Below are 21,370 nucleotides of genomic sequence, written 5' to 3'. Positions count from 1 at the left end.
GCAGGAAAGAGGCACCCTCATATCGGACTAGGCTAACCAGACCGCCGCAGTACCACCGCTCGCAATCACGAACCTGCCATTTTCTTTTAACAGTTAACCCAAAAGGACGTACTCAATGAAATTTGGAGCGATTCTATCCTTAACTATACTATTGACTGGGTGTGCAACCTCTCAAACCACAATATCTTATAGTGGCGAATTTAACCTTCAGGTTCCAACAAAGTTGCTTTCAGGATCCACCGTTTTCACTGCTGACGGATTATCAGTAGGATGGCCCGAGGGCAATTTAATTTCTGGGATCGTAATAACAAAAGAGCTAGAGTCTCTACCAAGTGACTTCGACCTAAAAGATTATCCAAAGTATCTTTTTAATATAAAAGATAAAACTGATCTTGATAAAAAAACTGCCGACATACTCAAGAACTCAACCATCGAAATTGATCATTCTTTTGGAATTGATAACCTCACTATAATATCAAAATTTGACACTGAAATTTATAGCGCTTGCAAAGATGAGAAATGCATTGCATTTATAATAAAAAACAATGTAACTGACCACCTATTATCAATTTATTCCCAAGGAATTACTGAAATAGAGTTTATTAGCTTAGCAGAAGGAATTTGAGATGCTGACCACTAGCGAAAAGGATGCGCTTTATATTTTAATAGCGGCAACTCTGGGCGATGATCTTTCGATTCGATCCCGAAAGTCCCAGTTTAACAATAGGACCGTTAATGTAGTTGAAGACATGATAATTGCAAACATGGATTGCAATGCTAATATGAGGGAACTTATTGTCAACTTATTGGACGGATCGTCCATGCTAACAAGGGGCTGGTTGAAAAAAATCCTCAAGACATCAAAAAACAAAATTAAAGAGATGGATCTACATGGATATGGCTGCTTGGTTTCGACAAAATCCAGATGGAAAAGTGCCATTATAACATCAGTTTTCTGGTAGCGCCCCGAACCAATACACCGATTTTTGAGCGCAGTGTGAGCAGCGCCAACATCTACAATGGACCAGATGGGTGCCAAACTTTTCGTCAACGTACGCATTAACATGATGTGCAAGCGTTTTCGCGCGGTTCAATTCAAGCCTCCTATTCTCGACTCTTTGAACTGAACAGGGATCCGTTTGATGCAGAAAACTATCGCTTTAGGGTTTGTGTTGGTCAGCCTGCTCTCTGGTTGTGCTACTACTGGCCAGACACCCATTGAGTTTCACACCTCCAATCACCTGACTTTTGAACTCGGTAGTGGTCGATTTAATACGATTGATGTGCAACCTTTTGAAACCCAGCTTTGGCTTGGTTCCGCAATGGTTGGTTCGTTGATGACCATGGAAACCAGTCCAGATTTTGATACCGCTGTCGACGAGGTCAGGCAAGGATTTAATGAAGCGCAAGGATCCTCCGGCAAGGTCGTTCAGCTGGATTTGGGTAACAGCGCCTACGGCTTCTCAGTCGCTGTCAATGGATACACCACTGCATTTATCGCCACCTCAAAACATCCAACTTCGTGGATTACCATCAGTACTCAGGATGACATTTTCGAAGAAGTTCTGTCTTCATTGTCTGTTAGCAAAACACGCGAATGATTTACCCTGTTTATGTTTGTTTAGGCGATGAAACAACTGCCCATGGTGCAGAGATACCAGATATCCCCGGATGTTTTGCTGCATCTGATGAGTGGGATGACCTACCGGCTCATATGCTTGATGCCTTTCGTTTGAGCATGGAGGGTACAGCAGAAGAGCCACCTGCACCCTCCACCATATCCTCACTTGAGGCGCGCTACGATTTTGAAGGGGGCATTTGGATGCTCTTTAATACAGAATCCGGGGAACTCAGGCCACCCACTTCCGACCACTAGCCGCAAACTCCACGACCAGCTCGAAAACGTTGTCACACTTTTCTTTGAAAGCCACACGGTCGTAGCTTTCCGGCAAATCCTTATCCAGCACTTCCTCAATGGCAGCCTTTACAGCTCGCTGAGTCTGACCATCCTTCCACCAATCCTGAACCAACACTTTCGGATGGCCCACCAACAACCGGATGATCAAATCCTTTGCAGCCAGCTTTACCCTCTGCTCCTCGGCTTTGGTGAGCTTGTCCTTCTTCAACAGGTCGTATATCTCCAGCTCATTCTCGCTGAGACCTTCACGGATATGCCGTTCTGATTCTTCCCGTATGTTGCCAACGTACTGGACCAGATCTTCATAGTACGCATCTGCAGAGGAGCTGCCGGAGTTGTACTTGTCGATGATCTCTTGCAACCGTTGGGCAAAGTCGGTCCGGGTGTGATTCTGCTCCAGAAGCTGCTGCAGTTTGTCTTCGATAAAGGCACGCAACTCTGCGATCTCAATGTGCTTGTACTCGGCTTTCTTGAAATCTTCACGGAGCTTATCGTAGTTAATCTTGCTCAGATCCCAGCCCTGGCCCTTCTGGACGATCTCATATTCCGCCCTGTGTTCCTTGATGTTGAAAGCCTCGGCATTGTCCACCACCACGCTCTCGTCCAGCAGTTCCGAGATCTTTTGACTGACTTCATCAATATCAGCCTGCTCCACCAGCGCATCCACCACGCCACGGAGGTACTGGATTGCCGCAATCCGCTGATTATCATGCTGCTGGAAGATTTCCGGCTTGCATGCCTCATACAGCGCCGTCACGGTGTTTTCGTACACGTTAAACTGCTTGCGCCAGTCGTCGTTACTCAGGAGGGTATCGGCCGCCTGGTTAAAGAAATCGATATTCTTGAAGGTATCCTGCTTCTCAAACACTGAATTCAGCTCGATATCCCGCTCCCGGCAGAACTCAAGTGTTTGGGCAACCGCATCATCGAGTAGTTCGAAGAGCTCGGACTTCTCCTGAACCGGCGGCTCCTCGCCATCCGCGCCCTGCGCGTAATCTTTCAGTGCTTTGCGCATGTTGCGGAACACGTTGTAGTAATCAACGATTTCGCCGTTTTTCTTCTCGACCAGGTCACCGCTGTGGCCTTTGACGCGATAGGAAGCCACCCGGTTAGCCCGGGCAATGGTCTGCATCAGGGTATGGCCCTTCATGGGCTTGTCGAGATAAAGCGTGGATACGGTGGGCGCATCGAACCCGGTTAGCCACATGGCGCACACGAACACCAGTTGAAGAGGGTGCTCCGGGTCTTTGAAGTTATACTCAACATCGTGCATGTGCTCATCAAGCTGCTCCAGACGCTTGATGTGCGGCTTGATATCCAGGCCCTGCTTTTCGAATTTCTCCTCGTCCGCTTTCGGATCACTGATCACTAGGGCCATCTCGACCGTTTTCATGTAATCCCGGATCTTCTTATAACGGGCCTTTTCGACCTCGTTGGCTGATTCTTTGATCAGCTTCAGCAGGCGTTTCTGTTCGTCTTTCCAGCGCTGCTGCACCTTGTCGTACATGCGCACGGCGGTGAACTTGTCCAGCGTGATGACCATGCCTTTGCCAAGATAACCACGGCGGGGAAAGTGATACACGATGTCCCGGGCAATGGTATCCAGGCGGTCGTCCCGCTTGATCACTTCCAGTTCACGGGCGTACTTTTTCTCCAGTTTTTCCTGCTGGGCGTCATCGAGATCTTCGTCTTCGAGCAATTCGTAGAATTCATCGCCCAGATCGTCGTTCTGGATCAGAACCTTCGGCACCCGTTTCTCATAAAACAATGGCACCGTGGCGTTATCTTCCATCGCCTGCTGGAAGTTGTACTCGGACACATAATCGCCAAACCAGCTGTTGGTCTTGCGATCACGACCCAGCAGTGGCGTGCCGGTGAAGGCGAGGAAGTGGGCACCTTTCAGGCCTGCCCGCATGTTCTCGGCAAGGTTCTTGTACTGGGTGCGGTGCGCCTCATCCACCATCACAATGATTTCCCGGTTTTCCTTTTCCGGGTCAAACAACCGGGGGTACTTCCGCCCCTTGTCGTACCGGAATTTCTGGATCAGGGTGAAGACCACCTTTTTGTTCTGACCCAGGAACTTGCGCATTTCCTCGGCGTTGGCGGGTTGTGCGGCATCTGCTTTCTGCACCGTTTCGGTGTTAAGGAAATTCCGGTAGATCTGACCGTCCAGATCCTGACGATCAGTCACCACCACAAAACTGAAGTTGCCCGTGGCTTTCCGGAAAATCTTGCGGGCGTAGAAAATCATTGAAAAGCTCTTGCCCGATCCCTGGGTGTGCCAGAACACTCCCAGTTTGCCAACGTGTTCCCGACGATTCAGGAAACGCTCATAGGCGTTGTTCACACCCAGGAACTGGTGATTCTGGGCAATGATCTTGGTTTCGCCTTTGTGGAAGAGGATAAAGTTTTCGACGTAATCCAGCAGGCGGGACTTTTCGCACAAACCGTCCGCGACGTGCTCCAGGCTGGTGGCCTGCTCGGTAATCTCCTTACGGTTTACCGCCTCCTTCTCACTCTCCACCCGGAACCAGTTAAAGAAGTGTTCCCAGCCAGCCGTGAAGCTGCCCACCCGGGTTTCCAGGGCATTAGATAGCACACAGAATGCATTACAGTGGAACAATTGGGGAATGTCGTGGTGGTAACTGCGCAGGTTGTCTTCGAAGGCATTGCGCAGCCGCACATTGGAGTTCTTCAGCTCGATAAAGACCAGGGGTAGCCCGTTAACATACAAAATGACATCCGGGCGACGGTAGGCGGCCTTGGGGGCCTGACCCACGGATTTGATCCATAGCTGGGAGACCGCCAGCCAGCGGTTCTGTTTCGGATCGTCAAAATGAACCAGCCGGACTTTCTGGTGCTGTTTGATGCCCCGCTCATCATCAAACTGGACGGGCACGCCATCCCGGATCAGGTCATACAGCTCCCGGTTGGCAGCAATCGGAGACATGGCCGCACGCCGGTTCATCACTCGTTCAATGGCTTCGTCGATCTTGCTTTCAGGGATATCGGGATTCAATGCCAGGCAGGCGGTTTTTAACTCAACCGGGAAAATCACATCCCGCTTATCGGCACGGTGAGAGCCATCGTTCAGTTCTTCCGGCTTTGCGGTATAGCAATCCAGCACATTGAAGCCATGAATGTGCTGAAGGCGCTGCAACAGCGCCTGCTCGATATTGTCTTCCGAAATAAAACTAGCCATCGGCCTGCCGACTCCATGGACCGGGTGGGTATTCTCCGGAGTTCTGCCGCTCCGTTAGTGGGCACCGCCTGCATTGTCCTGATTGAGTGGCTTGTTGGCTGCCTCCGCCTGCAAACGCTCAACCAACCAGACCTTGATGATAGATTGACGGGTAACGCCAATACGCGCGGCCTCCCGATCCAGAGACTCTACGACCCAGGCCGGAAAATCAACATTGATTCGCTTTTGTTCCTGATTCACGCGCCGTGCAGAAGACAGATCAAGATCCTCAACAACGTCCTGCTGGGCGTCATCAAACTTCTTGTCGAAATCTTTAGCTTTCATAAAGCTCAACCTCTTTTTTGCGGGAACGCCTGACCGAAATCAGGCGAATACGCCCTTCCCGGTATGTCACAACGGCCGACCAGTGCTTGCCCCCAATCTTGCCAATCAGAAGATAACGGAGCTCATCCACACACTTTGCTTTTATCTCCAGCAAATATGGGTCTTTCCACAACTGCTGAGCATCCACGAAATCAATGCCGTGCTTGTCCAGATTGGCCTGGCTTTTGGTTCCGTCAAATTCAAACACGTCCATGAGTACAAATTATTCCTTTTTTACTCAATCGACAAGAGAGTACTACAAGACCTTCACCGGCATCTCTCGTTTGGCTTCCAGATAGGGCGCCATCACATTGGCGACCCGGCAGATTCTGGCGTATTCCATCAGCTTGCCCGGTAGAAAGGTTTTACGAGTACGATAAAGCTCCAGCGCCTCCAGCACCACATCCATGCCGATGCGGTTGCGGAACTTGAAACAGTCCGCCAGGGTTTTCTCCGGGTCGTAGACGTGCAGGCTCATGCCGTCCACCTCTACCTGTTCAATGCCGGCACTAAAGGCCTGGCCGGAGAATCGGTAGCCGGCCACCGGCGGATAATCCAGAACCGGCAGGCGGGCATCACGCTCCACCGCCAGATGCACCTGATGGGGAATCTGGGTGGTGATGCCATGCCAGTCCAGCGCAGAAATCAGGCAAATCACGGCATTGGGGAAACGGGTAGCGGCGGCCACCAGATCCGGGTTTTCAATAGGAGGCAGGGCCGCCAGCCGGTACAGGCCGCGGCTGACCGGCTCAATCACCCCTTCGTCCCGAAGCTGATAGAACTGGTACCGACTATAGCCCCGGGCCAGCGCTTCGCTCAGGCGAAGCTGGCCGCCGTGCTGTCGGAACAGGGTTTGAAGTTGTGCCCGGGAGGATCGGGCAGAGTCGGAGTCAGACAAACTGTCACCACTTATTAATATCTGGTGACAGTTTGTCTGATTGCCATTGAGGGTTCAAGCGGCGGCTTCGGCGGCGTTGTCTGACTTATCACTCTGCATGGAAGGCGGAAACTGGATATTCAGGTTTTCCACGGAGAGTTTGCCGGAGATCAGGCGGGGGAGGAGCTGGTTTTTCGTATACTCCAACATATCGATTTGCTGTTCTAATTTCTCTATTTGCTCATAAAACGGTTCAACCAGCTTTACGAACTCTTCCACTGTCGGCGTATCTGGAACAAGATATTTCTGTTTTCCAATGAGATCGGGCTTCAGGTGCAGAACATTCGCACCATTGGCCAACTCCTTCAACGCTTCGGATATTCCGGAATAGCGCAGGTGGGCGTAGGTAAAAAGATCAGGCCAGGAAAATGCCGATATTTTCACAACATCCAGAGAGATGATGCCGTCGGTTTCTCCCAAATATGGAACACGGGCCGCTCGACCAATAACCTCACGGTTCTGAGTCATGTCGGTCACCGCCATAACAACATCACCACGATTCACCTGCTGCCGATCTCGGAACTCACCCCGGAAATATTTCAAACCGTTGCTTCTGTATCCACCACCACGATTGAAATTCTTGAGGTTGATGAAAGGCCGGCCACCATTCAAATGATCGGATATTTCTTCGCTGGAGTAGGACTTGCCCTTAACGACTTCAAACAAATCATCGCCCTGTGCCACCGCCCATGAGGCAGGAAGCCCCTTCTCAAATTCCGCCTCCTGCCACCCCGGAAATCGGAACCGCACAAACCACTCGCGGTAGATTTCCTCGGCCATGTTTTCCAGCAGGGTGATGCGGCGTTTGTTGTTTTCGATCAGGTCGTCATAGGCAGAGAGCAATCCCACGATCTTATTCTGAATATCAATCGGCGGAACCGGGACATTAATTAGTTTCACGATGTCCTGATTCAAGGAGGCCATGGTCGCCCCGAATGCACAAACCGCCATCATCCAGTCCTGATGGGCCTGCGTTCGTAAGAAATAGGAAATGAATTTAGGGTTTATTCTAGGGAGGGTCTGATTAACGCCTGATTTATCGCTGAATCGCTTTTCAACTCGAAAAAAAGCCATTCAAGCGCGATTTTGGCGTTATCACCCTCTGTTTTGTTCGATTTTTGCCTATTTCCCGCCGTTTTGGCGGAAAACAGGCGAACTGACCCTACGACAGCAGGTATTTTTCACCCATCAGCAGGTTGCTGAACGCAGCCAGCAAGTGCAATCGGTTACTGTTTTTGGCCAAGCCGCGATAGCGAACTTTGCTATAGCCAAAGACCTGCTTGATGTACCGGAATGGGTGTTCCACTTTGGCCCGGGCGCTGGCTTTGAGCTTCTCGGCCTTTAGCTTTCGGTCGTCCAGTTTTTTACGAGAACCGGGGCGCTTGGCAATGAACCAGGATACATTTTGGCGATCTTTATGCTCATCCCGCTTTTGAATGCCAAGATAACCGGCATCACCGAACACGCGCAGCTCGTCACCGTGAAGAAGGTTGCCGGCGGACACGATGTCGTGGACATTGGCAGCGGTGGTATCGATGCTGTGGATCAAGCCGAGCGTATCGTCCACGCCGATATGCATCTTCATGCCAAAGTACCACTGGTTGCCTTTTCTGGTTTGTCGCATCTCAGGGTCGCGCTGGCCGCTTTCATTCTTCGTGGAGCTTGGTGCAGAAATGATGGAAGCATCCACAATGCTGCCTTCACGCAGCATCAAACCATTTTTCTCCAGGTGCTTGTTCACCTCTTTGAACAACACCTTGCCAAGGCCATGGCGCTCCAGGAAATGACGAAACTTGAGAATGGTGGTTTCGTCCGGCAATCGGTCCAGCTTCAGGCCGGCGAACTGGCGCATGGATTCGATCTCATACAATGCGTCTTCCATGGCAGGATCACTGAGGTTATAGAACAATTGCATGCAGTGGACTCGCAGCATGGTCGGCAGCGGATACGGTGGCCGGCCAGTCTGGCCCTTGGGGTAATATAGGGCTACCTTCTTCTCCAACTGCTTCCACGGAATCAGCTTGTCCATCCGTTCCAGAAAAATCTCGCGGCGGGTTTTACGCTTCTTGGTCTGGTACTCGGCTTCGGAGAAGGTGATCTGATCCATGGTGGCAACGAATCCTGTGCAGTTGACGATGACCGTATTATCGCTGATTTTGAGACTTATTCAGAGCCTCCCTAGGTGAGTTGAACCTCAACCTCAGACAGTCAGAGCCCTGATACCAGCCTTCCTCCGCTTCAGTGATGAATCCATGTCTCTCTACAGCCCCTTTTCGACCGAACACAATGTCCTTCTGCATCAGTCTATGTGTGGGTAACTTCTCCGCAATCCGGTCATTAATAAACTCCAAATTCTCTTTGCGGAGATCTCCAAAACCGACATTTCGAACATTGATCACCGGATAACCATGATCAGAGTAATCACTCGCTTTAAGCTGAGTACCGAAAGGGCCGGTCTGAATTTCAGCTTCACCAGCGTTGATCAATTCACCTATTTTGACTATCGGGAAATCAATCATTTGCTCTCAACCAATGCCGCTATGTTCTTTCTGATCAAAGAGGCGAGAACCTCTGCGCTGGAATCCAATGACGTCAGCTCATCATTCATGTCTTCAATTCCAGTCAAAAACTCCTCTTCTGTTTTCCCATCCTCTTCAATCACCACCCCCACATACCGCCCCGGATTCAGGGAGTAATCCTGCTCTTTCACTTCCTCGGGTGTCGCCAATTTGCACAGCCCCGTCACATCCTCGTACTCGGCATTCGGAAAGCGCTCCTGCAGCCAGTGAATATGTTGGTAGTAGGCCTCGGCACTGCGAACTTCCTTGTGCAGCTCTTCCAGCGCCTCTTTCAGACGGCGAGCGTTGCGGTCGGAGGTGGCGCGCTTGCCGGCTTGTCTGGCTTCTTCGACTCTGGCCTTTTCGTGCTGGCGCACCACTTTGTCCAGTTGTTTCAGACCGGTGTGCAGTTGCTGGAAGAAGGGATCGAATGTCGCTCTCAATTGCTGCTGTTTGCGGTTGGCCGTTTCGATGGCCTCCGGCGTGGTCAGTTGCAGGTCAGCGGCTTGGATGTAGGCATCGCTGGCCTGCTGCAGGGCTTTCAGGCCCTGCCATTGGCTGACCAGTTCGCCCACGGCCTGTTTGCCCTGGGTGTCGTCCAGTACGTCCAGCAACTGCTGGCTGACCGGCTCCACTTTTTCACGGTTGGCCAGCAACTGCTCCATGCCTTTTCGGAAATAGCTGTCCACCAGCCGGATAAAGTCCGCCCGCTTGCCCTTGTGCAGCTTGCTGATGATGGCGATGTTCTGGACCTGTTCTTCGCTGAATTCCCGATGGGCCCGGTCGATCTGGGTGAAGATGTTGCGGGCATCGATGAACAGGATGCGGTCGTCCTGCTTGTTCTTGTCGAAGAACCAGAGGGTGGCGGGCAGGGTGACGGTGTAGAACATGTTGGACGGCAGGGTGAGCATGCCGTAGATCAGGTTGTTCTCGATCAGGGTCTGGCGAATGTCCGCCTCGCTGTGCCGGGCATCGGAGGCGGAATTGGCCATCACCAATGCCGCCCGGCCGCTGTCCGGGGTGTTGTTCTTCAGGGAGGTGGCGAACAGATTGATCCACAGGTAATTGGCGTTGGGGACGGTTTCCTTGCCCTTCTCGCTGGCTTTGGCCTTGGTTTTCTTTCGGGGCAGGCCGTAGGTATTGAAACGTGGATCGTCTTCCACCGAGGCCAGGGGCACGTCGTCCACGTTGAACGGCGGATTGGCCATCACGAAATCGAACTTTCCAAATCCGTCAAAGGGATTTTCGGTGTAGCTGTTGGCCTGGCGAATCTCGCCCCGCAGGCCGTTCACCGCCAGGTTCATCTTCGCCAGCTTGACGGTATCCAGGGTCTTTTCCTGGCCGTAGACGTAGAGCTGGTCTTCGTCGTGGGCTTCGCCCAGTTCGTCCAGTTTCCTGCGGTGGCGCTCCACAAATTGCTGGGACTGGACGAACATCCCGGCCGATCCGCAGGCTGGGTCGTATACCGTGCCATGGTGGGGTTCGATGATTTCCACCATCAGTTTGACCACCGAGGTAGGCGTGAAAAACTCGCCGCCTTTCTGGCCTTCGCTCAGGGCGAATTTGCCCAAGAAGAACTCGTAGATTTTGCCGAAAATGTCGCCATTGGCATCCGCCGGGATGTTGGAGAAGTTCTTAAGCAGTTCCGCCAGCAGGGTATTGCTGGTGCGGGTAAGAGCGAAGTATTCGTCCTTGGGCAGGATGCCATCCAGCTCGGGTTTGTATTTCTCGATGGCTTCCATGGCCTGTTTGATTTTTCTGGCCAGGTCTTCCTGCTCCGGCAGGCCCAGAAGGTAGTGGTAACGGGCATGGTCCGGAAGATAGAAACCGCATTTCTGAATGGCGATGTCGGAGATGGGTTTTTCCCGCCGGGTGCCCCTGAGTTCTGCGAACTCTTTGGTGATGTCCGGCTCGGCACGCTTGTACTTGTTGTCGGCGAATTTCAGGAAGATCAGGCCGAGTACCGGCGTGGCGTATTCGCTGGACTTGAGATCGGAGTTGGCCCGAAGGTTATCGGCGGCAGACCAGAGGTCGTCTTCAAGCTGTTTGAGCTGTTCGGCATTCATGGTGGAAAAACGTCTCCTGAAACTGCCACTACACAAAATGTGGAGAGACTCTAAACAACTCTGCCATCACGGGCCATAGCAATTTGTAAATTCGCTGGTTAGTCTATCCGTTCGAGCACGCTACTATTTTTTGACCCAGCCAGAATTCATGCCTCAACTATCTCCAAACTCACATGCCATCGGCACCCTCATGTGCCAGACCACCCGGGACATTCTCTGGACGCCGGCTGAAGGCTGGGTTCAGCAGGCAAATCCGGGCGCCGGGCTGGCATTGCGGGTCGGCTCGGGCCAGGCCACCTACCACCGTTTTGATCCTCGAAAGAAACAGCACCTGATTACCTACGGAGCCCGGATGATCGCCGCCAAGTATCAACCGGCCACCGCCCAGGGCTGGCTATCAACCCGTGAGATCCGTGGCCGGGGTTATTTCGGGGGCGAGGTAACTGTGCTGAACCTGTTGGCGCATACCTGCTGCCATGAGTTTGCCCATTTGCTGCAGCACAGTGCCGGGCAACGACATTACGGCTCCGTTCACAACCGGCATTTCTATGAAGCCCTGGACGAGCTGCATCATAGCGGTGCAGCAGACGCTACCCGACGGTACCTGTCCGGGCTGGCCAGCGACTGCGGGATAGCGCTAGCCAGTGCACCCTTTGAATTTCCGAGTCCCGCTGCGGAGAACCGGCACTGGCAGGTGGGGGATTCGGTGGTGTTCGGGGATGGCCGGCGCGAGAAGCGGGGCCAGGTGGTGCGCGTTAACCGCAAGACCTGCACGGTGACCGTCAGCCAGCATGCCCGGATCCTTCGCTACCGGGTGCCGCTGTCGCTGCTTAGGCGGGCGGCCGCGGCCTGACTCAGGCGGGTTCCCGAGCCCCGGTACGGGCCAGCAGGTCCTGGATCTCCGGCAGGCAGGAGCCACAGTTGGTGCCACACTTCAGGTGCTTACCCAGTGCTTCGGGGCTGGCCATGCCCTGTTCAATGGCCTGGGAAATCTGGTGCTCCCCCACGCCAAAACAACTGCAGATAATCGGTCCTGACGCTTCGCCTTCCACTGTGCCGGCCGCCAGTAACGACCGGCGTTTTTCCGGCGCCAGTTCACCGCTACCAAAACAACTGTCCAGCCAGTCCAGATCCGGCATGGTCTGGACACAGGGCTCAACCAGCAACACGGCATCCAGTCGATCGCCACTAAGCCAGGCAGCCCGATAACGCTGTCTCGCTCGGTCTTCCATGACCAGTTCCGGTTCGCGCGAAAAACACCGTTGCCCCCAGTCCCGCCAGTTCATGTCATGGCACCCGGCGAACCACCAGCTGTGACTGTGGGGCAAACGCTGGCGGCTCCAGTAGGCAAGAGCGGTGTGGTCCAACAAGGCATCGCCGGCATTACCCAACATCATCCTCGCCTGCCAGCGGGTCACCAGGGGCCGGATAGTCGCCACACCATGCTTGCCTTCTGGCTGACCGGAAATGGGATCGACAACCGGCCGGATCAGGCTGGACGCCAAAGCGGAGGAGGCAAACCGGCCATTCCAGTGGATGGGCACAAACACTTCACCAGTGCGCTGGCCGGTGCTGGCCCGGACCCGGCCAACGTAGCCCGCATTGCCCGGCCCACGCAGCACCGCCAGGGCACCTTCAATCAAACCAAAGCCGGCAATATCCGCCGGGTGCAACTCGATGAACGGCTCGCTGCGATGGGCAAACAGCCTGGGGGCCAGGGCCGTTCGGGTCATGGTATGCCATTGGTCACGGATTCGGCCGGTATTCACCACCAGCGGGTACCGGGGACCAGGTTGCTGCCCGGGCGGCAAACTGGACACGGGCACCAGTCGGGCCCGGCCATCCGGCGTGGGAAATCGCCCGTTCCCAAACAGCCGACGGGTTTGCAACCAGGCCCCGGGGCTTCCATCCGTGACCGGCCACTGCACCGGCGCCAGCTCGTCGTATTCCTGGTTGCTGAGTTGAGACAAGGCAGAGATATTGAACACCCGCTCGCCTCCATTACCATAGCCGGACAACACAGCATGTTCGCGAAAGATATCGGCAGGGCATGTGTAATCGAAAGCATGAGCATGGCCCAGCGAACAGGCAACGTCCCGAATAATCTGCCAGTCCGGCCGGACCTGCTCCGGCAGGGGCAGAAACCGGCGTTGGCGTGAAATGCGCCGTTCGGAATTGGTCACCGTTCCATCTTTCTCGCCCCAACCGGCAGCCGGCAAGAGAATATCGGCACACTGCGTGGTATCGGTCTGGGCCACACAATCCGAGACAATCAGAGTCTGGCAACGGGACAATGCCTGGTGAATACGTTCACTGCCCGGCAGGCTGACTGCGGGGTTGGTGCCCATCACCCAGAGGACCCGGATCTCTCCCCGATGGACTGCCTCGAACAGGTCCACCGCTTTATGGCCGGGACCACGGGCCATCTGCTCGCTGTGCCAGAAATCCGAAACCCGGAGCAAGGCGCCCGGGGTGTCATAATCCATATGGGCTGCCAGAGTATTGGCCAGCCCGCCAACTTCACGGCCACCCATGGCATTGGGTTGTCCCGTCAGCGAAAACGGGCTCGCTCCCGGTCGGCCCACCCGGCCAGTAGCCAGATGGCAGTTAATGATGGCGTTGGCCTTGTCGGTACCAGCAACCGACTGATTAATGCCTTGGGAAAACGCGGTCACTGTCCGTCCGGTGTCTGCAAACCATCGATAGAAACACTCCACCTCTTCTACTGCCAGATCGCAGCCCCTGGCTACCGCTTGCACGGAAGGCGCACAGGATCGGGCGATCGCCAGGGTTTCCTCGAAGCCGTTACAGTGCTCGGCAAGGTAGTCCTCCGCCAGGGCCCCGTGATCGTGCAGCCAGACCAACAGGCCATTGAACAACAGGGTGTCGGTTCCGGGGCGAAGCTGAAGGTGCAGATCAGCGAGATCCGCTGTCGCTGTCTTTCTGGGATCGATGACCACCACTCTCCGTCCCTGACGGCGCGCTGCACTCATTCGCTGGTACAGTACCGGGTGGGCCCAGGCGGCGTTGCTGCCCGCGAGCACCAGCAGGTCCGCCAGCTCAAGATCCTCGTAGCAACCGGGAACACAGTCCTCGCCAAAAGCACGCTTATGTGCCGCAACGGCCGAGGACATGCACAGTCTGGAATTGGTATCCACATGCGGTGTGCCGATAAACCCCTTTGCCAGCTTGTTGGCAATGTAATAATCCTCCGTGAGTAGCTGCCCGGAGAGATAGAAGGCCACGGATTCCGGGCCATACTCCCGCACAGAGTCGGAAATTGCCCCGGCGACCCGGTCAATGGCTTCCTCCCATGTCACCTCATAGCCTGCAACCTTTGGCACCAGCAACCGGTTGGCATCCTCCAGCGTCTCGTGTAAGGCAGAACCTTTGACGCAAAGCCGTCCGCCATTGGCCGGGTGCCGATGATCGCCTTCGACATGGCCAGGGGCTGCCAGAACACCGCAGCCAACACCACAGTAAGGGCAGGTGGTGGCAATAGAGTCCGCTGGCGTGTCGTGGTGTTTCATGGTGTTCCTCGCTCTTGAACCAAAAAAGCCCACCACCCGGTTTCCGTTTCCAGAGCCGGGGGGAGGGCTTCGTTGCCTGTGTTGTCTGCCATAAAAGAAAGCAATTAGGGGGCCAGCGCACGATTTGATGTCTCCAAGGGCCTTGAATGGCGCATGGTGCGCGTTTTGAAGCGACGTGCACCGTTAAACGACCTCCTTGAAAAGCCTATCGATGGGCGTTCACCTTGGTGCAAAGGGCGATTTTCTGCACCAAAACCACCCCCGCAAAGCACGGGCTTCCCCTGCTGGAACGACCAGGGCTCCCGCAACTTACTGAAATACATGAAGAGTCCTGGATGGCACGGCTTGTGCTGAGTGATTAGTGAACCATCACGACATCACAGCTCTCATTTACAGGCATCGGCGCCTGCTCTCCGGCAACGGAGGCAGGCGCTTTTTTTTGCGCGTCTGAAATGAGAGAACCGAGAGGCATCACGATGAAGACAGTGAACCATTATGTTCGACCTTTACTGACTGCCACCCTGATCGGCCTGAGTTCCCTGGCCCAGGCCGATATTGGCCCGGCGGAGAAACCCGATCTCAAGCTTGGCTTTATTAAACTCACGGATATGGCGCCCCTGGCGGTTGCCTGGGAACAGGGCTACTTCATGGACGAAGGGTTATTCGTAGAACTCGAAGCCCAGGCGAACTGGAAGGTGCTGCTGGACCGGGTCATCACCGGTGAACTGGATGGTGCCCACATGCTGGCCGGCCAACCTCTGGGGGCATCCATAGGCTATGGCACCCAGGCCGATATCATCACCGCCTTCAGTATGGACCTCAACGGTAACGGTATTACCGTGTCCAATGACGTCTGGGAAGCGATGAAACCAAACCTGGAAATGGAAGGCGATCATCCGGAACACCCGATTTCAGCCAGCGCGCTGAAGCCGGTGGTTGAGCAGACCCGCGCCAACGGCGAGCGCTTCCGCATGGGCATGGTGTTTCCGGTGTCCACTCACAATTACGAACTGCGTTACTGGTTGGCCGCCGGTGGCCTGAATCCCGGCTTCTACGCGCCCCAGCGCGGCGATACCAGCGGCACCATCCAGGCCGACGTGCACCTCTCCGTGACACCGCCGCCCCAGATGCCCGCCACCATGGAAGCAGGCACCATCCAGGGCTACTGCGTGGGCGAGCCCTGGAATCAGCAGGCGGTTTTCAAGGGCATCGGTGTACCGGTGATTACCGATTATGAAATCTGGCCCAACAACCCGGAAAAGGTGTTCGGAGTCACCGAAGCCTGGGCCGAGCAGAACCCCAATACCCACCTTCGGTTACTGCGGGCTCTGATCCGCGCAGCTTACTGGCTGGACGAAAACCAGAATGCCAACCGGGAGGCCGCCGTGGACATCCTTGCCCGCCCCAGCTACGTGGGGGCCGACAGGGAAGTGATTGCCAACTCCATGACCGGTACCTTCGAGTATGAAAAGGGCGATGTCCAGGAAGTACCGGATTTCAACGTCTTTTTCCGCTACCACGCTACCTATCCGTATCCGTCTGATGCGATCTGGTACCTGAGCCAGATGCGTCGCTGGGGCCAGATTCCCGAGGCCAAATCCGACGACTGGTATATGAAAACCGCAGCCCGGGTGTATCGGGGCGATCTTTACGCCGAAGCGGCCCAGTCACTGATCGAGGACGGCCTGATGACCGCCAGTGATTTCCCGGACTTCGCCCAGGAGAATTTCGAACGCCCCATGCAGGGTGAGCTGATTGACGGCGTCCCTTTCACTCCGCGCGAACCCAATGCCTACATCAACCGTTTCAGTATCGGCCTGAAAGGGTCGGAGACACCGTAAGGGAGGGCCTGACATGACGACGTTAAGCGCAAGAATCAGTCAGTCCATGGCCAGTGGCAGCCGCCAGCTACTTTCCGGTCTGCAACCGGGCGAGTGGCTCAGCCAGGGCAAGCAGCTGCTGTTACCACTGGTTGGTATTCTGGTCTTCCTGGGCTTCTGGCATCTGGCCGCGCCAAAGGTGGAAACCTCCCTGGGGGCCTTTCCCGGCCCGGTGCAGGTGTGGGAACAATCCGGACAACTGTGGCAGGAGCATATCAGCCAGCGGGAGCGGGCCGATAAGTTCATCGCCATGCAGGAGGAGCGTAATGCCCGCATTCTGGCTGACAACCCGGAGGCAGACGTCCGTATCCGGGCTTACCCCGGCACACCCACCTTTCTCGACCAGGTGCTCACCAGCCTGCTGACGGTGCTGGCCGGTTTCGCCCTGGCGTCGCTGATTGCGGTACCTCTGGGCATTGTGTTTGGCCTCAACCGGTATTTCCAGGCTGCGGTGAACCCATTGATACAGATCTTCAAACCGGTCTCTCCGCTGGCCTGGCTGCCGCTGGTGACCATGGTGGTATCGGCCACCTATGTCAGTGACGATCCAATGTTCGAAAAGTCGTTCCTGACCTCGATGATTACGGTCACTCTGTGCAGTCTCTGGCCAACACTGATCAACACCAGCGTTGGAGTGGCGGCGGTAAACCCCGACCTGCTGAACGTCTCCCGGGTACTTCGGCTGTCGTTCTGGACCCACGTGCGCAAGGTGGTGTTGCCTTCGTCGGTGCCGATGATCTTTACCGGCTTACGGGTGTCGCTGGGCATTGCCTGGATGGTGCTGATTGCCGCCGAGATGCTGGCGCAGAGCCCGGGGCTGGGCAAGTTTGTCTGGGATGAGTTCCAGAATGGCAGTAGCCAGTCTTTGAGTCGGATTATGGTGGCGGTGCTGGCCATCGGGTTTATCGGGTTCTTGCTGGATCGGGTCATGCTGTTGATTCAGCGGAAGGTGGCCTGGAATGAGTGATCCCGTTCTGGAGCATGCCGCACCGGGTGGGTTACGCCTCCCGAAACACGCGGCGAGTACATCCATGTACGCTCCGCAAAAACATCCATGTTTTTGAGGGTTTCGGGAGGCGTAACCCACCCGGCGCTCCGCTTGCTTTTGAGGTGAATTCCATGAGTAAACCACATTTAGAACTAACCGGTGTTGAAATGGCGTTTGATACGCCGAAAGGGCCTTTCATTGCCCTGGACAATGTGAACCTGAAGATCCAGAAAGGGGAGTTTGTTTCACTGATCGGCCATTCCGGCTGCGGAAAATCAACGGTGCTGAACATTGTTGCCGGGTTACTGCAGGCCTCCAGGGGTGGCTGTGTGCTGGATGGGCATGAGGTAAATTCCCCCGGTCCCGAGCGGGCGGTGGTGTTTCAGAATCATGCCCTGATGCCCTGGTTAACGGTGTATGAAAACGTGGAACTGGCGGTCCGGCAGGTGTTTCGCAAGTCGATGACCCGGCAGGAGCGCAAGGACTGGATTACCCATAACCTGGAACTGGTGAATATGGCCCACGCCGCCAACAAGCGGCCGGGCGAGATTTCCGGGGGGATGGCGCAACGGGTGGGCATCGCCCGGGCATTGGCCATGAAACCCAGTGTGTTGCTGATGGATGAGCCGTTCGGGGCGCTGGATGCCCTGACACGGGCCCATTTGCAGGATTCGCTGATGGAAATTCAGCAGGAGCTGAACAATACCGTGATCATGATTACCCACGATGTGGACGAGGCGGTGCTGTTGTCCGACCGCATTATCATGATGACCAACGGGCCTGCCGCCACGGTGGGGGAGGATCTGCACATTGATCTGCCAAGGCCTCGCAATCGTGTGGCCCTGGCGGATGATGCCAAATATGTGCATTACCGGCAGGAGGTGTTGTCGTTCCTGTACGAGAAGCAGCGCAAGCTGGAGTCTCTGAACAGTCGCCGCGGCAGCAGTGCAAAACCCGACGCCCCGGCAGCCAGGCATTCAGCTTCGGCCTGACTTTATGCCGGGGCGGGGCGCCCCGTCCCGGCCTGGTTCAAGTATCAGCTTAAGACCCCTGCCATGGATACCAGGGCCCGGGCGACTTCGGGCAGTCGTTTGCCCTGGTCCATGGCCAGTTTTCGCAGCAGGCGGTGGGCTTCGTCATTGCTGATGTTGCGGTGTTCCATCAACAGCAGGACGGCCTTTTCCTGGGTACGACGATCTTCCAGAGCTTCTTTGGCGCTCTGCAATTCTTCAGACATCTGGCGCAGGCGGCGGGTCTGTTCCTGGACCAGGTCAAAGATGGATCGGCCTGATTGCTGCCCGACACCTTCCCCGGCCCACGTATCGGCAGCTCCGGCCTCTACACCGTTATCGCAAACCACCAGCACGGGCGTTGTGGAGGCATGGCGTTGTTCCAGCGAGGCCAGCAGGGTCTCCTGATGTGCCAGGGAGTGGCGCGCTTCGGTATAGCGCTCCACACAGCGATGGTGGAAAGCGCTCTCAACCGAATCCTCAATCTTCTTCAGATCGTCCATGCGCTCTGTCATCAGATTGAACCAGCGGTCGGCCATGTCTTTATCCAGAGACTTATAGGGCCCGACCGAAACGGCCATCTGTCGCATCCGCTCAATTTCCAGTTCCCGCGGGTGAGCGCGCAGGGCTTGCCAGAGCGACAGGCTCTCCTCACTGGCGAAGCCGACAAAGACCTCAAAACACCGCTCCTGCGCTTCAACCAGGTGCATCATGCGCCGTGACAGTGCGTTATCGAAGTGTCCGCTGGAGAATCCCGCAGAACCTGCGGCCCGCTCCTGACCACAATATTCCTTGCCGTTCATGACATGCACCATGGCCACAAGCAGTCCCGCAATCGAAGGCTCTGCCACGGTTTCTGCCGCTTCGAAAACGACCGTAATCAGTTGATGAATACTGTCGCAGAACCACTCCGTGGCCTCCGAAACACTGGCCTCCTGGTCATTCACCCGCTGCCGCAACCCGGGCAGTTGGTCGAGGCTGTGCAGGGCGCTGGCGATGTGCCCGAGCAGTGGGCTGCTGACCGGATGGGTGGTGAGGTCCTCCTGAATGTCTGCCAATGCCTGCCGGAAGGTAGCGGCCAACTGGTCGTTTTCCTTGACCATGGCGGTACGTTCCCGGGCAAAGCGTTGGCAACCGGACCCCAGATACAGATTGGTGGCGCCTCGCTCCCGTTGCAGGCCATGGACCAGATTGCCCACACTCTGCACCAACCGCCCCATCTGCAGAAAGTACTCCAGATTACGGATCTCACACTGGCGGGAGGCCATCAGAAATTCCGCAGCGGTTGCCCTCGCGGTCATATGGGGATGGCGTTTGGTGTTCATGGTGCAGCTCCTGGTGTCGGTACACAGTTGGTTCCTGTCTACCCGGACTGCAGCAATTTACAGGCCAGTCATTCCGGCCCAATCATCGTGCGTTTCGCCCCATCCCGGGGCACTCTTTTGATGCCCACCAGCCGGCCTCCTTCAGCGGACTCGCCTAAGCTATTGAATAATAAAGCCTGAAAAAGTTGGCACGGAGATCGCAAACACTTAGGCAAGGACGACTGTCCCGGCCATGGAATCAGGCCGGACCATCAGATCATTGTTGTTGGCATTGGTGCCGGACCATCTGTTCTCTTCGGAGAGCATGATGCTCCGGCTTTTTTCGTTGCTGGAGGAGTTCAGTTCCATGGAACACACACAGGACAACCCGCTGGTGATCTGCGGCCACGGCATGGTCGCGCAGCGGCTGCTGGAGCAACTGGTAGCCCAGGGGCATCCGTTCAGCCGCATTGTGGTGTTTAACGGTGAGCCCTTCGCTGCCTACAACCGGATCCAGTTGTCGTCATTATTGGCCGATCAGATTCAGGAAACCGATCTGGAACTGAAACCCTGGCAGTGGTTCCACAAGCACCGAATACAGGTGTACCAGCATGAGCCTGTCACCCATATCAGTCCGGGCCAGCGCCAGGTAACAACCGCCTGTGGCCGCACCCAGTCCTATCACACGCTGGTGCTGGCTACCGGAGCACGGCCCTCCCGCCTTGGCCTCCCTGGTGAAGACCTTGACGGCGTGATGAACTTCCGGGATCTGGCCGACACCCGCACGCTGATCCGGCAGGCAAAGTCACACCGTCGGGCCGTGGTCATCGGCGGCGGCTTTCTCGGTCTGGAGGCGGCCGAAGGGCTCAGGACCAGGGGCTTGGACGTTACGGTGCTGCACCGCAGCGGCCACCTGCTCAACCGCCAGCTGAACCCGATCGCCGGCGATATCCTGAAGCAGAAGTTACAGCAGCGGGGGCTGAGTATCCGAACCGGCACCTCGCCGGTCTCCCTGCTCGGCCGAAATCAGGTCCGCGCCGTGGAACTGAGTGACGGCACGGTACTGGCCACGGACCTGGTGGTTATTGCTACCGGTATTGAACCCAACAAGGGATTGGCAGCTGACGCCGGCCTCAACTGTGACCGGGGTATTCGAGTCACTCCGAACCTGATGACGTCCAACCCGCATATCTACGCACTGGGTGAGTGCTGTCAGTTTCAGGAGCACACCTTTGGCCTGGTCGAACCCGGTTACGAGCAGGCCCGGATCCTGGCACAGCATCTTTGCCAGGTGCCGGGAGCCAGAGCATTTGAGCCCGGAGAAGTGGCCACCCGACTGAAAATCAGCGATCTGCCCATTTTTTCCTGTGGCCGGGTAATCCCCGGCGAGCATACCGAAATCATTGAATGGCAGGACCGAACCCACGCGGTCTACGGCCAACTGCTGCTGGATGGCAACCGGCTCGCCGGCGCCATCCTGCTGGGCGATACCGCCAACGGGCCCTGGTACAGCGAACTGATTCGCTCCGGCGCCGATGTCTCCCGCTACCGGGACACCATCGCTTTCGGCAAAACCTATTGCGACGCAGCAGCCTGATAGGCTGCCAAGAGAGA

General features: G+C 55.7%; 19 protein-coding genes. 9 read left to right on the top strand and 10 right to left on the bottom strand.

What is annotated here, in order from left to right; all coding sequences use genetic code 11:
- The first annotated feature begins 115 nt into the window (after positions 1-115).
- From OZ656_RS00850 to OZ656_RS00835, 4 genes are all read left to right on the top strand, one after another.
- Complete coding sequence (locus OZ656_RS00850; protein WP_199451566.1) at positions 116-625, top strand: hypothetical protein; 510 nt, start codon at positions 116-118, stop codon at positions 623-625.
- Between the two features lies 1 nt (position 626).
- The gene (locus OZ656_RS00845; protein ID WP_199451565.1) at positions 627-962 is read left to right on the top strand and encodes a hypothetical protein; all 336 of its coding nucleotides are present in this window, start codon (positions 627-629) and stop codon (positions 960-962) included.
- A 180-nt stretch (positions 963-1,142) separates the two neighbouring features.
- Entirely contained in the window at positions 1,143-1,601 is a 459-nt protein-coding gene (locus OZ656_RS00840; protein ID WP_228285423.1) for a hypothetical protein, read from the top strand.
- The gene (locus tag OZ656_RS00835) at positions 1,598-1,876 is read left to right on the top strand and encodes a type II toxin-antitoxin system HicB family antitoxin (RefSeq protein WP_199451564.1); all 279 of its coding nucleotides are present in this window, start codon (positions 1,598-1,600) and stop codon (positions 1,874-1,876) included. Before OZ656_RS00840 ends, OZ656_RS00835 begins: the two co-directional genes overlap by 4 nt.
- On the opposite strand, the gene OZ656_RS00830 is transcribed toward OZ656_RS00835, so the two are convergent.
- The 8 genes from OZ656_RS00830 to OZ656_RS00795 all read right to left on the bottom strand — a co-directional run bounded on the left by OZ656_RS00830 (position 1,851) and on the right by OZ656_RS00795 (position 11,044).
- Positions 1,851-5,120, bottom strand: a complete 3,270-nt coding sequence (locus OZ656_RS00830) for a type I restriction endonuclease subunit R (protein WP_379944886.1) — start codon at positions 5,118-5,120, stop codon at positions 1,851-1,853. The genes OZ656_RS00835 and OZ656_RS00830 overlap by 26 nt on opposite strands.
- A 54-nt stretch (positions 5,121-5,174) precedes the next feature.
- Complete coding sequence (gene brnA / locus OZ656_RS00825) at positions 5,175-5,444, bottom strand: type II toxin-antitoxin system BrnA family antitoxin (RefSeq protein WP_199451562.1); 270 nt, start codon at positions 5,442-5,444, stop codon at positions 5,175-5,177.
- Positions 5,434-5,697, bottom strand: coding sequence for a BrnT family toxin (locus tag OZ656_RS00820; RefSeq protein WP_199451561.1), 264 nt, complete (start codon positions 5,695-5,697; stop codon positions 5,434-5,436). Before OZ656_RS00820 ends, brnA begins: the two co-directional genes overlap by 11 nt.
- A gap of 42 nt (positions 5,698-5,739) precedes the next feature.
- Positions 5,740-6,381 carry a type IV toxin-antitoxin system AbiEi family antitoxin domain-containing protein gene (locus OZ656_RS00815; protein ID WP_228285422.1) on the bottom strand — a complete coding sequence of 214 codons (642 nt, stop codon included), beginning with the start codon at positions 6,379-6,381 and terminating at the stop codon, positions 5,740-5,742.
- 54 nt (positions 6,382-6,435) lie between these two features.
- Positions 6,436-7,494 carry a restriction endonuclease subunit S gene (locus OZ656_RS00810; RefSeq protein WP_379944885.1) on the bottom strand — a complete coding sequence of 353 codons (1,059 nt, stop codon included), beginning with the start codon at positions 7,492-7,494 and terminating at the stop codon, positions 6,436-6,438.
- 88 nt (positions 7,495-7,582) lie between these two features.
- The gene (locus OZ656_RS00805) at positions 7,583-8,527 is read right to left on the bottom strand and encodes an IS5 family transposase (protein ID WP_153741791.1); all 945 of its coding nucleotides are present in this window, start codon (positions 8,525-8,527) and stop codon (positions 7,583-7,585) included.
- A 37-nt stretch (positions 8,528-8,564) separates the two neighbouring features.
- On the bottom strand, positions 8,565-8,939 hold the full coding sequence (locus OZ656_RS00800; protein WP_379944884.1) for a hypothetical protein: 375 nt from the start codon (positions 8,937-8,939) through the stop codon (positions 8,565-8,567).
- The gene (locus OZ656_RS00795; RefSeq protein ID WP_278351346.1) at positions 8,936-11,044 is read right to left on the bottom strand and encodes an N-6 DNA methylase; all 2,109 of its coding nucleotides are present in this window, start codon (positions 11,042-11,044) and stop codon (positions 8,936-8,938) included. The genes OZ656_RS00800 and OZ656_RS00795 overlap by 4 nt, the downstream gene beginning before the upstream one ends.
- 190 nt (positions 11,045-11,234) lie before the next feature.
- Here OZ656_RS00795 and OZ656_RS00790 point away from each other — a divergent pair, with 190 nt between their 5' ends.
- Positions 11,235-11,897 carry a hypothetical protein gene (locus OZ656_RS00790; protein ID WP_199452017.1) on the top strand — a complete coding sequence of 221 codons (663 nt, stop codon included), beginning with the start codon at positions 11,235-11,237 and terminating at the stop codon, positions 11,895-11,897.
- A 1-nt stretch (position 11,898) separates the two neighbouring features.
- Here the strand turns inward: OZ656_RS00790 and OZ656_RS00785 are convergent, their stop codons facing one another.
- Entirely contained in the window at positions 11,899-14,574 is a 2,676-nt protein-coding gene (locus tag OZ656_RS00785; protein ID WP_278351347.1) for a nitrate reductase, read from the bottom strand.
- Positions 14,575-15,050: 476 nt separating this feature from the next.
- On the opposite strand from OZ656_RS00785, the gene OZ656_RS00780 reads away from it, so the two are divergent.
- The 3 genes from OZ656_RS00780 (at position 15,051) to OZ656_RS00770 (ending at position 18,434) form a co-directional block, all read left to right on the top strand.
- Positions 15,051-16,415 carry a CmpA/NrtA family ABC transporter substrate-binding protein gene (locus OZ656_RS00780; RefSeq protein WP_278351348.1) on the top strand — a complete coding sequence of 455 codons (1,365 nt, stop codon included), beginning with the start codon at positions 15,051-15,053 and terminating at the stop codon, positions 16,413-16,415.
- Between the two features lie 13 nt (positions 16,416-16,428).
- On the top strand, positions 16,429-17,421 hold the full coding sequence (locus OZ656_RS00775; RefSeq protein ID WP_278351349.1) for an ABC transporter permease: 993 nt from the start codon (positions 16,429-16,431) through the stop codon (positions 17,419-17,421).
- A gap of 152 nt (positions 17,422-17,573) precedes the next feature.
- Positions 17,574-18,434 carry an ABC transporter ATP-binding protein gene (locus OZ656_RS00770; RefSeq protein WP_278351350.1) on the top strand — a complete coding sequence of 287 codons (861 nt, stop codon included), beginning with the start codon at positions 17,574-17,576 and terminating at the stop codon, positions 18,432-18,434.
- 44 nt (positions 18,435-18,478) lie between these two features.
- Here OZ656_RS00770 and OZ656_RS00765 read toward each other — a convergent pair whose 3' ends face one another.
- On the bottom strand, positions 18,479-19,777 hold the full coding sequence (locus tag OZ656_RS00765; protein ID WP_278351351.1) for a nitrate regulatory protein: 1,299 nt from the start codon (positions 19,775-19,777) through the stop codon (positions 18,479-18,481).
- Positions 19,778-20,123: 346 nt separating this feature from the next.
- Here OZ656_RS00765 and OZ656_RS00760 point away from each other — a divergent pair, with 346 nt between their 5' ends.
- Complete coding sequence (locus OZ656_RS00760) at positions 20,124-21,353, top strand: NAD(P)/FAD-dependent oxidoreductase (RefSeq protein WP_278351352.1); 1,230 nt, start codon at positions 20,124-20,126, stop codon at positions 21,351-21,353.
- Positions 21,354-21,370: the final 17 nt, after the last annotated feature.

The sequence above is a fragment of the Marinobacter sp. LM1 genome (genome assembly GCF_042763285.1).
Lineage (GTDB): Bacteria > Pseudomonadota > Gammaproteobacteria > Pseudomonadales > Oleiphilaceae > Marinobacter > Marinobacter nauticus.
The sequence above is the reverse complement of the archived record's forward strand: the minus strand, read 5'-3'. Positions and strand labels throughout refer to the sequence as shown.